Raw genomic sequence first — 13,922 nt, forward strand, 5'->3', positions numbered from 1 at the left:
GACATCTTCGCGGTCGTGAGTGGCCTCCCCTCATAGCTCTCTGATAGATATGAGGCAGAGACCGGACTGTGGGAGTCCGGCGCTGGGGGCGGGGCCTGGGGGCGCCGTCGAGGGGAATCTGCATGTCTGCACTTCTGCGCCGTCGTTCGGCGCGCTCGATCGCTCGACTCGCTGTCGCTGCGCTGGTGGGTTCTGCCCTCACCTTCGCCGTGGCCGCGCCGTCATCGGCCGCCGACAGCGGTGGCAGCGCACTGCCGGTGAGCACACAGCAGGGCGGCTCCGCTGCGGATGCTGCGCCTCTTGCGCCCCAGCCCGTGCCGGACCCGGCCGCGAACCCCGACCCCGATCCCTCTCCTGCGGCACCGCGCGCCGAGGACGACGCCGCGCACAAGCCGGCCAGTCCGAGCGGGGGCGTCGTCACACCCCGTTCGACCTCGCGGACCACGCTTGCGGCGGCGGCGACAGCATCGCTCTCGGGCACGGTGACGTTGCCGGCGGGTGTCAGCGCAGACCAGGGATCCACCTGGGTCTATGTCTACAAGGCGACCGAGGAATTCGAGACCTCGGGCTCTGCGTGGGTCGAGAACGACGGAACCTTCGTCGTGAACGATCTCGCGCCAGGCAGCTACAAGGTCGAGTTCACTTCCTGGGACCGGCCCGTCTTCGACGAGTGGTGGAACGACCAGCCCGATTTCGACTCGGCGACGACCATCACCCTCGCCTCCGGCCAGGCTCGCACGGGAATCGATGCGACGCTCAGCAAGTCGGCCACGATATCGGGAACGGTGACCTTCCCTGTCGGCGTCGATTCCTCCAGCGGCTACACGGACGTCAGCGTCTATACGGCCGGCGGGGAGTATGTCACCAGCGGATGGGTCGATGAAGAGGGCGACTACCTCGCCACCGGGCTTTCCGCCGGCGACTACAAGGTCAAGTTCGACGCCTCCGGCCTCCCCGTGGTCGACGAGTGGTGGGACGACGCCGCCGATCAGGCCTCGGCCACCGTGCTCACGCTCGCCTCCGGCGAGCAGCGCACCGGCATCGACGCAACGCTGGCGCAGGGTGCCTCGATCTCGGGCAAGGTGACCTTCCCGAACGGCTTCGATACGAGCAAGGGCAGCACCGAGGTCGATGTCTACACCGCCGACGACGGCTACAGCGCGGGCTACGCGAGCGTGGGCGCCGACGGCACCTTCCGCGTCGACGGCCTGCCTGCGGGCGACTACAAGGTGCGCTTCTCGTCGTGGGAGCGTGCGCTCCTCGACGAGTGGTGGAACGACAAGACCGACTTCGACTCGGCGACGACCGTCACCGTGACCACGGGGCAGGCCCTCGCGGGCATCAACGCGGCGCTGGCGAAGTCGGCGACCATCTCGGGCAAGGTCACTTTCCCCTCGGGCATCTCGCTGAGCTCGGGACACACGACCGTCTCGGCGTCGCCGACCGGCGGATCAGGAAACTACGAGTCCGCCTACGTCAACTCCGACGGCACCTACCGCATCACGGGGCTCACCGCGGGCTCGTACAAGGTCTACTTCTCGCCGTACGGCGTCGATGTGCTCGGCGAGTACTGGGACAACAAGGTCACGTGGGAAGACGCGACGATCATCACCCTCGCCGCCGGTGGCAGCAAGACCGGCGTGAGCGCGTCGCTGGCCAAGGCGTCGTCGGTCTCCGGCAAGGTCACCTTCCCGGCCGGCACTGTGCGCTCCGACTACGACACGAGCGTGCAGATCTACTCGACGACGGACTCCAACAGCTACCTGACGTCGGGATCCGTGGCAGCCAACGGCACCTACAAGGTGTCGGGTCTTGCCGCCGGCACGTACAAGGTGAAGTTCTCGACGACCGCCACGGGCGCAGCATCCGAATGGTGGGACAACAAGACCACTTTCGCCGCCGCGTCGAAGCTCACGCTGACCGCCGGTCAGGCCAAGACGGGCGTCAACGCGACGCTGGGGGCAGACGCCACGATCTCGGGCGTGCTCAGCTACCCCGAAGGCACGGAGCGGAGCTCGTCGACGGCGGGATACATCACGGCCCTCGCGGCCAGCGACCAGAGCTACGCCGGTTCGACCTACACGGATGCTGAGGGCAACTACTCGATCGCCGGTCTCGCTCCCGGGTCGTACAAGCTCGTGTTCTACCCGGATGAGTTCGGGTTCGCCCTCGAATGGTGGAACGACAAGGTCGACTTCCAGGCCGCGACGGCGGTGACCCTCACGGCGAACCAGGACAAGACCGGCATCAACGCGACGTTCGGCCGGGGCGCGTCGATCTCGGGCACGGTGACGGGCGGGCAGCTCGCCGACGGATACGGCGGCGCGATCGCCTATCGCCTCTCGTCTGACGGCACGTGGGACTTCGAATACTGGGTGGCCCTGCGCGGCGAGGGGGAGTACACGATCCCCGGACTTCGCCCCGGCACGTACACCGTGCAGTTCACCGATCAGATGGGCATGGGCGGCGGAAGGTCGGTCGAAGCCGCAGCCGAACCGGTGGAGCCGAAGACCGAGTGGTGGAACGACAAGCCCGATCAGCTGTCGGCGACCCGCATCACCCTCACTGCCGACCAGGCCCGCACGGGCATCGACGCCGATATCTCGACGACCGCTCCGGCGACGCTGAAGACGGCGACGCCGACGATCTCGGGCACGGTGGCGGTCGGGTCGAAGCTGACGGCGAAGCCGGGCACCTGGACGAGCGGCACGAAGCTCGCCTACCAGTGGTACGCGTCGGGCAAGGCGATCTCGAAGGCGACGAAGTCGACGTTCACACTGACGTCGGCGCAGAAGGCGAAGACGATCACCGTGAAGGTGACCGGCACGAAGTCCGGTTACACGACGGCGTCGAAGACCTCGAAGGCGTCGGTGAAGGTCGCGACGGTGGCGACGCCCAAGATCAGCGGCACGGCGAAGGTGGGCAAGAAGCTCACGGCGAAGCCGGGCACGTGGACGAGCGGCACCAAATTCACCTACCAGTGGTACGCGAGCGGCAAGGCGATCTCGAAGGCCACGAAGTCGACGTTCACGCTGACGAAGTCGCAGAAGGGCAAGACGATCACGGTGAAGGTGACCGGCAAGAAGTCGGGCTACGCCACGGTCGCCAAGACCTCCACCGCGACCGCCAAGGTCAAGTAACGCCCGCAGCGCGGGCCCGCCGCCCGCGCTGCGCGAGAAACCACTCCCGGTTCGAGACACACCGCCTGGCGCGATGTTTCGACCGGGAGTGGTTTTTCTCGTGGACACGGGCGTCGCCGGTGTGATATCCATCAAGGACGAGTTCGTGAGGGGACGAACTCGCTGCGGATTCTTGGGGGGATTCGATGACTTCTGCGCATCGACGCGCAGCATCCGGGCGCGTGCTCGGAATGCTGACGACAGCAGTTCTGACCGTTGCGGCACTGGTGGGGCTTGCGGCTCCCGCATCCGCCGTGGCGACCGGCACGATCACCGGCACCGTCTGGGACGACGGGGGTGAGCCGGCAGCCGATGTGCACGTCGCCGCGTACGCCGCGGGGCACTCCGCGCCGGCCGCCGAGGTGACGACGGACGACGACGGCGAATACGACCTCGCGGGCCTCGAACCGGGCATCTACACGGTCTCGTTCGAGTCGTGGGCCGAAGAGCCCACGCTCGTGCCGGAGTGGTGGGACGACGCCCCGGCCCGGGCGGCCGCGACGCCCATCACGGTGACGGCGGGCGTGACGACGGCCGACATCAGCCCGTACCTCAGCACATCGGCGGCCATCGAGGGGCGCGTGTCGGACGCCAACGACGACCCGCTCGCCGACGTGCGGGTGACGGCGGTGCCACAGATGCCCGGATACGAGTCATGGCAGCGCGAGACGACGACGGATGCGGCAGGCAACTACCGCATCGACGGTCTCGGTCCTGGCGAATACAAGGTGCGCTTCGAAGCCACCGACGAGTCGCCCAGCGTGCTCGCCGAATGGTGGAGCGACGCCGGCGACTCGGACGAGGCGACCACGATCGACGCCTTCTCGGGCTCGGTGATCAGCGGCGTCGACGCGCAGCTGACGCGCGCCGCCGCCTTCTCAGGTGTCGTCACCACGGCCGACGGCACACCGGTCTCGGGCGTGGACGTCGAGGCCTACTCCTACGACCCGCTCGACGACATCTGGCAGTACACCGCCTCGGTCGCCACCGACGTCGACGGCGCCTATCGCATCGGCGGGCTCGTCGCGGGCGACTACAAGGTGCACTTCGACGCGACGTATGCCGACACGGCCGTCGCGAGCCAGTGGTGGGACGCCGCGCTCACCCGCGGTGCGGCGACCCTCGTCAACGTCGAAGCCGGCAAGACGAACACCACCGTGAGCCCCGTGCTCGCCGCGGCCGGACGCGTTTCGGGGGTCGTCTCGGTGCGTGGGGTTCCCGCCGCCGGCGTCACCGTCACGGCGTACGCCTACGATGCCGAATCGGCGGCGTGGGACGAACTGGCCGAGACGACGAGCGGCACCGCAGGCGCCTACGCGATCGCGGGCCTCGCGCCCGGCACCTATCGCATCGGATTCGACGCATCGGCGACCGCCTACGCCGTCGACGCGGAGTGGTGGAAGGATGCGGCCACCATCGCCGCCGCGAATGACGTGGTCGTGACCGCCGGCGGCACCGTCTCGGGCATCAGCGGTGAGCTCGGCCAGCTCGCCACGCTGAAGTCGGCGACACCCACGATCAGCGGCACGGTGGCGTACGGCTCGACGGTGACGGCGAAGCCCGGCACGTGGACGAGCGGCACGACCTTCGCGTACCAGTGGTACGCGTCGGGCAAGGCGATCTCGGGGGCGACGAAGTCGACCTTCACGCTCGCTTCGGCGCAGAAGGCGAAGACGATCACCGTGAAGGTGACCGGTAAGAAGTCCGGTTACACGACGGTGTCGAAGACCTCGAAGGCCACGGCGAAGGTCGCGACGGTGGCGACGCCGAAGATCAGCGGCACGGCGAAGGTCGGCAAGAAGCTGACCGCGAAGCCGGGCACGTGGACGAGCGGCACGAAGTTCACGTACCAGTGGTACGCCGGCGGCAAGGCGATCTCGAAGGCGACGAAGTCCACCTTCACGCTGACCAGGAGCCAGAAGGGTAAGACGATCACGGTGAAGGTGACCGGCAAGAAGTCGGGCTACGCCACGGTCGCCAAGACCTCGAGGGCCACCGGCAAGGTGAAGTGACGCCCGCGACGTAGGCTGGCCGAATGGCACTGTTCTCGCGCAAGAAAGACCAGCACCCCGACGACGGCGTCGGCGGGGGAGATGACAGCGCCGTTCCGGATGCCGCGCCCGCGGCCTCCGAGCAGGTGCCGGAGGCCGACACGACCCCCGCCCCCGACGTGACGGTGCCCGACGTGACGGTGGAGGCCGTGCCGGCCGTGGGCATCTCGACCACGGCGTTCCGCGGGCTGGGCTCGCAGCATCCGTCGGACGCGCCGGCCGCCGCCGCCCCGACGATCCCCGTGCGCACGCCGCGCCCGCCGGCCGAGGCGCCCGCGCCCACCGAGACCGTCCCCGGACTCAAAGACAACGTGCTGCTGCGCCATGCCCTCGCCCAGCTCGCCGAGCAGAGCACGCCGCAAGACCTCATCCACGTCGGGCGCGCGCTGCTGCAGGGGCACCTTTTTCTGCGTATCAAGGGCGACGCGCGCACGCTCGTCTCCGAAGGCAAAGACCTGCCGCTGGGCATCGCGACCGTCGACGGCAAGCCGTATGTGCTGGCCTACTCGAGCGGCGCCGCGCTGAGCGAGAGCGTCGCGGCAGACGGCGACACCGACACCTCGGCCATGGGACAGCCCGTGACCACCGTGCTGCGCTACGCCCTCGGCGGCACCTACGAGGGCCTCATCATCGACCACGCCTCGGCTCCTCGACGGGCGATCCTGCCGCGGGAGTTCGTGCAGCGCATCATCGACTCGGCCGACCCGCAGCTGACCCTCAAGAAGCTCCTCGCCGCCCCGCGCACGCCCGAGACCGCCGCCGAGGTCGCCGCGGCGCTGACCACCGCGCCGATCTGGGTCGCCGTGAACACCGGCCCCGACGGACGCACCGGCATCGCCGAGACCCGCATGACCGACGGCGCGCGCTACGTCGAGGTGTACTCGCACCCCATCGAGGTCGCCGGCACGGGCCGCAGCGACAAGTCGGCGGCGATCCCGGCGGCCAAGCTCGCCGAGCTGCTGCGCACCGACGCGACGATCACGGGAGTGCTGGTCGACCCCGCGGGGCCGTGGATCCAGCTCGAGCGCGCCGACCTCGGGCCGCTGCTGGCGGTGACCGAGCCGAGCGACGGCGAGGGGTGACGACGGCGCGGCCGTGGCCCTAGGGTCGGACCCATGGCGTCGGAGCGCATCACCCTCACCGTGCCGGGCCCGCAGGGGGACCGCGAGGTGGGGCTGTCGAGCCCCAACCGCGTGATCTGGCCCGAGGCGAGCATCACCAAGCACGAGCTCGCCGAGTACTTCATCGCGGTCTCGGGGCCGTTCCTGGCTGCCAACGGGCACCGCCCGGTGTCGCTGGAGCGCTTTCCGGAGTCGATCGACGGCGAGCGGTTCTTCTCGAAGAACCCGCCGAAGGGCACGCCCGACTACGTCGATTCGGTGATGTGCACCTACAACAGCGGGCGGCGGCATCCGCAATTGGTGCTCACCGAGCCGGCGGCCATCGTGTGGGCCGCGCAGATGAACACCGTCGTGTTCCACCCGTGGGCCTCGCTCGCGGCCGACACCGACAACCCGGTCGAACTGCGCATCGACCTCGATCCGCAGCCCGGGACCGACTTCTCGGATGCTGCCGCCGTCGCCCCCGAACTGCGTGCGGTTCTGCGCGAAGCCGGGCTGGAGCCGTGGCTGAAGACGAGCGGAAACCGCGGCATCCATGTGTTCTGCCCGATCGAGCCGACCCACGAGTTCCTCGACGTGCGCCACGCCGTGATCGCCGCCGGCCGCGAGCTGGAGCGGCGGCTGCCCGACAAGGTGACGACCAACTGGTGGAAGGAGGAGCGCGGCGAGCGCATCTTCGTCGACTTCAACCAGGCCAACCGCGACCGTACGATGGCCGGCGCCTACAGCCCGCGGGCGCTGCCGACGGCGACGGTCGCGACGCCCATCACGTGGGATGAGCTCGCGGCCGGCGTCGACCCCACTGCCTTCACGGTGCGCACGGTGCCCGATCGGCTCGCCGAGATCGGCGACCCGTGGGCGCAGCTGCAGGACGCCCCTGGGCGCATCGACACGCTGCTGGAGTGGTGGCAGCGCGACCTCGACAACGGCCTCGGCGAACTGCCCTTCCCGCCGGAGTTCCCCAAGATGCCGGGCGAACCGCCCCGGGTGCAGCCCAGTCGTGCCCGCAGAGTCGAGGAGTGAGGGTGTTCGACTTCTTCGCCGCGTACCCGACGATCCTGCTGTTCGTGCTGGTCGGCATCGGCGCGGTGCTCGGACGTCTCCACGTGAAGGGGGTGTCGCTGGGGGCAGCGGGCGTGCTGTTCGCGGCGATCGGCCTGAACGCGTGGTCGGTCTCGCAGGGGGTCACCCAGGAGATCCCGGTCGCCGTCGGCGACCTCGGGGTGATCGTCTTCGCGTTCTGCACCGGGGTGATCGCCGGACCGGGGTTCTTCACGGCACTGAAGACGTCGTGGCAGATCATCCTCGCGGTGCTCGGGGTGGTCGTGCTCGCCTCCGTCGCCGGGTTCGCGCTCGGCTCGGCGTTGGGCGTCGCACCGGTCACGATCGCCGGAACGCTCGCCGGCGCCCTCACGAGCACCCCGGCCCTGGCGGCGACGGGCGGCAGCCCGGAGGCCACCGTCGGCTACGCGAGTGCCTACGTCTACGGCGTCGTCGCCGCGATGATCGCGGTGTCGCTGGCCCTGCGCGGACGCGGCTCCGACAGCGACACCCCGCAGCCGATCGTCGACAAGTCGGTGCGCATCGACACGGTCTCGCTGCCCACCGCGGGAGAGATCGCCCACCGCCATGGCGACCAGGTGACGTTCTCGCGCATCCGCGAGCACGGCGGCGCCTCGGCGCACGTCGCCGACGACGAGACGCCGCTGACGCAGGGCTCCGTGGTCAACGTCGTGGGCCCCCGCGACGAGGTCGACGCCGTCACGGCGGAGCTCGGCCACACCTCCTCGATCGACGTCATCGGGGAGCGCTCGACGCTCGACTACCGCCGCATCATCCTGTCGAACTCCCGCCTGGCCGGCCGCTCGATCTCGAGCCTCGGACTCAAGCAGAAATACGGCGCCTCGATCGCCCGCATCCGTCGAGGCGACATCGAGCTGGTCGCGAGCCCCGACATCGTCGTGCAGATCGGCGACCGCCTGCGCGTCGTCGGGCCCAAGAAGTCCATGCGCGACGTCACCGCCTACCTCGGCGACTCCGAGCGCGGCACCACCGACACCAACCCCGCCGCGACGGGGCTCGGCATCGTCGTGGGGCTGCTGATCGGCGTCGTGCAGGTGCCGCTGCCCGGCGGCGGCTCGTTCTCGCTCGGCTTCGCCGCGGGGGCCCTCGTCATCGGGCTGGTCGTCGGCCGCGTGCGCCGCATCGGCCCCGTCTCGATCTCGATGCCCCAGACCGCGGCGACGGTGCTCGCCGAGTTCGGGCTGCTCATCTTTCTCGCGTACGCCGGCACCAAGGCGGGTTCGCAGATCGTCTCGGCGATCGTCTCGGGCGAGGTCTTCACGCTGCTCGGCGTCGGCTTCGTCATGACCACGGTCTGCGTCGTGGGCACGTACGTCGCGGCCCGGCACGTGTTCCGCCTGGGCGGCACCCGCACCTCCGGCATCATCGGCGGCGCGCAGACGAACCCCGCGATCCTCGGCTTCGCCCAGACCCGCACCGACTACGACGCGCGGGTCGCCCTGGGCTACAGCCTCATCTACCCCGCCGCGATGGTGGTCAAGATCGTGCTCGCGCAGGTCATCATCCTGCTGTGAGGTGCAGCATCCGTCGATCGATTGCGGGGCGGCGATGCGGCGGTGGGTACCGGGCTGCGGCCGAGGTGGCGGTTTCGCGAGACCGCGTTCTGTCGCTGAGACCGGCCGCTGCAGGGGTGGTTTCGCGCGCAGGGGTGGGTTTCGGGTGGGCGTGGTGGGGTTTCGGTGCGCGGGGTGGGTCTTGTGGGGGTGCGGGCGGGGGGAGCATGGGCGGGGCGGATGCTGTCGGGCTGCGGCCGGCGTGCCGGTTTCGCGAGACCCGCGTCTGCGCGCGAGACCCTCGGCTGCGAGCGCGGCTTCGCGCGCAGGGGTGGGTTTCGGGTGGGAGTGGCGGGGTTTCGGTGCGCGGGGTGGGTCTTGTGGGGGTGCGGGCGGGGCGTATGCCGCCCGCCGGCTCAGATGCGCGGTGAGCCCCACTCGCGTTCGGTCAGGATGCGGGCGACGGTGAGGCCGATCGCGAGGGCGACCACGACCGAGACCGCCTCGACGCCGTACTGGATCGCGGGCACCGTGTCGCCGTCGATCATCGCGACGATCGCGCGGTAACTCGCCGCCCCCGGCACCATGATGAGTACGGCCGGCACCGTAAGTGTCACCCGCGGGGCGCTGAGCCACCGCGACTGCGTGAACGCGAGCACGCCGACCGCGAGGCCCGCGAGGGCCGCGGCGATGGGGGCGCCCAGGCCCACGTCGACGAGGGCGAGGCGGCCGAGATTGACCACGGCGCCGATCACGGCGGCGATCAGGGCGATGCGCAGCGGGGTCGAGAACAGCAGGGCGAAGCCGATCACGCCGACCGCGCCGGCGACGAAGCGCACGATCGACAGCAGCGGCTGCTCGAACTCGGGCGGCACGATCGTCACGGGGCTGCTGTGGAAGGTCGCCGCCACGGCCCACACCGCCGTGCCGGTGGCCAGCAGCACGAGGCACGCGTACACGACCCTGATCGTGCCGGCGTTGAGGTCGAGCCGTGCCAGGTCGAGGGCTCCGGTCACGAGCGGGAAGCCGGGCACGAGAAACAGCACGGCGCTGGTGAGTGCGGCGTCTTGGGCGGTGTCGCCGCCGAGGGTCCTGGACGCGGCCGAGACGGCCGTGAACACGACGAGCGCCGTCACGGCCGCGAGGAAGACGGTGAGGAACTCGTTCGTGCGGGCTCGTGCCAGCAGCATCCGCAGTCCCTGCCCCGCCGCGACCGCGATGCCGACCGTCAGCGCCTCGAACCAGCCGCCGTTGTTCAGCAGTGCGAAGGCCGCGCAGGCGGCCGCGGCGGCGAGTACCTTGAGCAGCGTCGGGTAGGGCGAGCGGGCGCTCTCGATGGCGTCGAGCTCGCGCTGCAGCTCGTGCGCCGTCGTTCCGTTCTCGACGTCGTGACTGAGCCGCTGCAGCAGGGTGATGCGATAGGCGTCGACCCCGGGGCGCACTTCGGCGACCCGTGTGCGATAGAGCGCGCCGCGGTGCGCCGTGAGCACGATGTCGGTCATGCCGACGCGGGTGTGCAGGTCATCGATGCCCAGGGCGAGGGCGACGCGCTTCATCGAGTCGCGCACGCGCGCCGACGAGGCGCCCGCGCCCAGCATGAGCCTGCCCAGCCGCAGCACGGCGTCGACCCGCGCGATGAAGAGCACGGGTTCGAGGCGCAGCTCGGAGGTCTCGGGGGAGGGGTCGCCGAATGCGTCGGGCATGCATCGATCCTGGCAGTCAGTCCAGCACGTCTGCCAGATCGTAGGCGGTCACGGTCTCGAGCTGGTCGAACGTGCACGATCGGGCGTCGCGGTCGGGCCGCCAGCGCTCGAATTGCACCGTGTGTCGGAACCTCGCGCCCTCGAGCTGGTCGTAGCGCACCTCGAGCACCCGCTCGGGGCGCAGCCGCACGAACGACACGTCTTTCGAGCCGCTGAACCGCGAACGGTCGGTCTCGCCCGTGATCGCGGTGCCCTCGTCGTCGCGCTCGACGAGCGGGGCGAGCTCGTCGACGAGCTCGAGGCGCTTCTGGTCGCTGAACGCAGCGACGCCTCCCACGTTGCGGAGGGTTCCTTCTCGGTCGAAGAGGCCGAGCAGCAGCGAGCCGACGCCCTGCCCCGACTTGTGCACACGGTAGCCGAGGGCGACGACATCGGCCGTGCGCGCGTGCTTGATCTTGAGCATCGTGCGCTTGCCCGGCGCATAGGGCTGATCGAGCGGCTTGGCCACGACGCCGTCGAGGCCGGCGCCCTCGAACTCGGCGAGCCATCGTCGGGCGAGGTCGGGGTCGCCGGTGGTGCGGGTGAGGTGCACGGGGTGCGGCACGGTGTCGAGCAGGTCGACGAGCTCTCGGCGCCGCGTCTCGAACGGCTCGGGCTGCAGGTCGCGCTCGCCGCGGGCGAGCAGGTCGAATGCGATGAACATCGCCGGCGTCTCGTGCGAGAGCAGCTCGACGCGCGATGCCGCCGGGTGGATGCGCTGAGACAGCGCGGGCCAATCGAGCCGCTGCGCACCCGGCTCGCCGAGCGCGACGACGATCTCGCCGTCGATCAGGCAGGGTTCGGGCAGAAGCTCGGCGAACGCGGCCACGAGTTCTGGAAAGTACCGGGTCAGCGGCTTCGCGCCCCGGCTGCCGATCTCGACGTCGGTGCCGTCCCACGACACCAGGGCGCGGAAGCCGTCCCACTTGGGCTCGAAGCTCAGCCCGGGCTTGCTCGGCACGGCGGCCATCGCTTTGGCGAGCATCGGCGCGGGGATCTCGTAGGCCATGCCCCCATCCTGGCCGGGGAGCGCCGCAGGCGGAATCCCCGCGCGGGGTGTCGCGGCAGCATCCGCCGGCCGTCGCGGTCGCCCGGATCAGGAGACTCGGCCGACACAGGTCGATTCGGCAGAATGTGACCTGCCTCGGCCGAATCACCTGATCTCGCACGAGCGGATGCGGTGGCACCCCGCATCCGCACCGTCTCTTCTCCGAGATCACCTGATCTCGCCCGACGGCGGAAGAGCGGCGGATGCTGCCCCTCGCGGCGTCAGTGGGTACGAGGGCGCATCGCGGCGCGCGGCGCCGCTGCGACCTGATGCCGCAGCATCCACACGCCGAATCGGCGGGCGGGCGTCGTCTCGGGCAGTTCGATGGGGCGCGGCGGGCGCTCGGCCCGGGAGAGTCGCAGCGCGATCTCGCGGTCGAGGTCGGCGGCGCGCCAGCGGTTGAGATAGTCGATGGTGTGCAGCGAGTTGTTCATGATCGTCTTCCTGCCGCGCGGTGCACGACGGCACCGGGTGGTCTCTGAGCAGGTTGCGGGCCGCGCAGCGGCGGCCCCGAGAGGTGAGTGCCTCATGCGATGCAGAGGCGGAACTCTGTTCTGTTGACATCCCTGACGTTACGAGGGGGTTCCGACATCGGCGTCGGCACCCGCGCGTGCGTCAGTGTGCGCCGGCGGGGCGATGCCCGTGCCGACGCACGTGGCGACCGGGCGCGGCGGGCGCGGGCGTGAGCGCGCGGCGGAGTCGTGCCCACAGGCCGACGCGTCCGCTCGTGGCGGCGGGCGTCGACTGCGCGGAGCGAGCACGCATCGCGGCGAGCTCACGGTTGGGCTCGTCGTGGCGGGTCGGGGTCAGCAGGGCGCTGACGAACGTGGCGTGGTACATCGTGACCTCCGATGGTCACGGATGAAGAGCGGGTCGGAGCCGTCCTGATACGCGTCAGGCGAAGGCGCTCATTCCGGTGATGTCGCGCCCGATCAGCAGCGCCTGCACGCTCTCGGTGCCCTCGTAGGTGTGGATCGCCTCGATGTCGGCCATGTGCTGCATGACGCCGTTCTCGAGCAGAATGCCGTTGCCGCCGAGCAGATCGCGTGCGGTCGAGGCGATGCGGCGCGCGGCGCGGGTGTTGTGGAACTTCGCGAGCGACGCCTGCGTCGGGCGCAGCCGGCCCGCGGTCTCGAGGTCGGCCATCCAGCGGCAGTAGAGCTGCATCGCGGTGAGGTCTTCGAGCATGTGCGTGAGGCGCTCCTGCACCATCTGGAACTTCGCGAGCGGCTTTCCGAACTGCACACGCTGCTGCGCGTAGCTGAGCGCGGCGTCGTAGCAGGCCGTCGCGTGGCCGAGCGCCGACCAGGCGACGCCGGAGCGCGTCGAGTACAGCACCGTCGAGGCGTCCTTGAAGCTCTTGGCCCCCGGCAGCACGGCATCGGCGGGCACGCGCACGCCGTCGAGCACGATGTGGGCCTGGTGGATGCCGCGCAGCGACGCCTTGCCGGTGATGACGGTGCCCGCGTAGCCGGGGGTCTCCTGCGGCACGAGGAAGCAGCGTACATGGCCGTGCTCGGGCGCCCCCTCGTCGTCGATGCGCGCCCAGACGAACGTGATGCCGCCCGATGCTCCGTTGCCGATCCACTTCTTGGCGCCGTCGATGACCCACCCCGCGGTCGCTGAGCCTGCCGAAGGGTCGCGCCGCGCCACGGTCTCGAGCGACACCGAGTCGGAGCCGTGGTCGGGCTCGGTGAGGGCGAACGAGCCGAGCACCTCGCCGCGGGCGAGCAGCACGAGGTACTGCTCCTGCTGCTGGGGGCTGCCGAAGAGGGCGAGCGTGCGCAGCGCGAGGCCGCCCTGCACCGCGAGGATCGTGCCGAGCGACCCGTCACCGCGGGAGATCTCCATGTTCACCAGGCCCGCCGCCAGCAGCGACATCGGGGTGAGCGAGGGGTGCGCGATGCCGTCGACGAACAGGTCGAGCTCGCCCATGCGGGCGGCCAGCTCCACGGGGTACTCCGCGGTGTCCCAGGCCTGCTGCATCCGATCGCCCACCTCGTCGATGAACGACTGCGCGCGCTGCCAGTGGGCGCGGTCGTCGGCGGGGATGTCGGCGAACGCGGCGTAGTAGTCGGTGCCGCGGCGCGCGAGCACGTCGTAGCCTTCGACCGACTGACCGGGGCGCGGGGTGAACTCGGGCATGACTGCTCCTTCGGGTCCCCCTCAGTGTAATGGAACTCAATCCCGCCCTGCATGGCACTC

The 13,922-nt window shown here is 70.3% G+C and carries 10 protein-coding genes; 5 read left to right on the top strand and 5 right to left on the bottom strand.

Translation table 11 applies throughout. The features are described 5' to 3' along the window. The first annotated feature begins 122 nt into the window (after positions 1-122). The 5 genes from OAW74_RS01630 to OAW74_RS01650 all read left to right on the top strand — a co-directional run bounded on the left by OAW74_RS01630 (position 123) and on the right by OAW74_RS01650 (position 8,948). Positions 123-3,140: a hypothetical protein gene (locus tag OAW74_RS01630; RefSeq protein WP_262872586.1), complete on the top strand. Its 3,018-nt coding sequence runs from the start codon at positions 123-125 to the stop codon at positions 3,138-3,140. 185 nt (positions 3,141-3,325) lie between these two features. Then, entirely contained in the window at positions 3,326-5,191 is a 1,866-nt protein-coding gene (locus OAW74_RS01635; protein ID WP_262872587.1) for a carboxypeptidase regulatory-like domain-containing protein, read from the top strand. Between the two features lie 23 nt (positions 5,192-5,214). Continuing rightward, positions 5,215-6,312 carry an SseB family protein gene (locus OAW74_RS01640; protein ID WP_262872588.1) on the top strand — a complete coding sequence of 366 codons (1,098 nt, stop codon included), beginning with the start codon at positions 5,215-5,217 and terminating at the stop codon, positions 6,310-6,312. A 33-nt stretch (positions 6,313-6,345) separates the two neighbouring features. Further along, the gene (gene ligD / locus OAW74_RS01645) at positions 6,346-7,374 is read left to right on the top strand and encodes a non-homologous end-joining DNA ligase (protein ID WP_262872589.1); all 1,029 of its coding nucleotides are present in this window, start codon (positions 6,346-6,348) and stop codon (positions 7,372-7,374) included. Further along, positions 7,371-8,948, top strand: coding sequence for an aspartate:alanine exchanger family transporter (locus OAW74_RS01650; protein ID WP_262872590.1), 1,578 nt, complete (start codon positions 7,371-7,373; stop codon positions 8,946-8,948). Before ligD ends, OAW74_RS01650 begins: the two co-directional genes overlap by 4 nt. A 395-nt stretch (positions 8,949-9,343) precedes the next feature. Here OAW74_RS01650 and OAW74_RS01655 read toward each other — a convergent pair whose 3' ends face one another. The 5 genes from OAW74_RS01655 to OAW74_RS01675 form a co-directional block, all read right to left on the bottom strand. Then, positions 9,344-10,630, bottom strand: coding sequence for a threonine/serine exporter family protein (locus OAW74_RS01655; protein ID WP_262872591.1), 1,287 nt, complete (start codon positions 10,628-10,630; stop codon positions 9,344-9,346). A 16-nt stretch (positions 10,631-10,646) separates the two neighbouring features. Continuing rightward, a complete protein-coding gene (locus OAW74_RS01660; RefSeq protein WP_262872592.1) occupies positions 10,647-11,678 on the bottom strand; it encodes an ATP-dependent DNA ligase in 1,032 nt (343 codons plus the stop codon). A gap of 260 nt (positions 11,679-11,938) precedes the next feature. Then, positions 11,939-12,151 carry a hypothetical protein gene (locus OAW74_RS01665; protein ID WP_262872593.1) on the bottom strand — a complete coding sequence of 71 codons (213 nt, stop codon included), beginning with the start codon at positions 12,149-12,151 and terminating at the stop codon, positions 11,939-11,941. Positions 12,152-12,332: 181 nt separating this feature from the next. Further along, entirely contained in the window at positions 12,333-12,557 is a 225-nt protein-coding gene (locus tag OAW74_RS01670; RefSeq protein WP_262872594.1) for a hypothetical protein, read from the bottom strand. A 54-nt stretch (positions 12,558-12,611) separates the two neighbouring features. After that, positions 12,612-13,862: an acyl-CoA dehydrogenase family protein gene (locus OAW74_RS01675; protein WP_262872595.1), complete on the bottom strand. Its 1,251-nt coding sequence runs from the start codon at positions 13,860-13,862 to the stop codon at positions 12,612-12,614. Positions 13,863-13,922: the final 60 nt, after the last annotated feature.

This window comes from Microbacterium fluvii (assembly GCF_025515205.1).
Lineage (GTDB): Bacteria > Actinomycetota > Actinomycetes > Actinomycetales > Microbacteriaceae > Microbacterium > Microbacterium fluvii.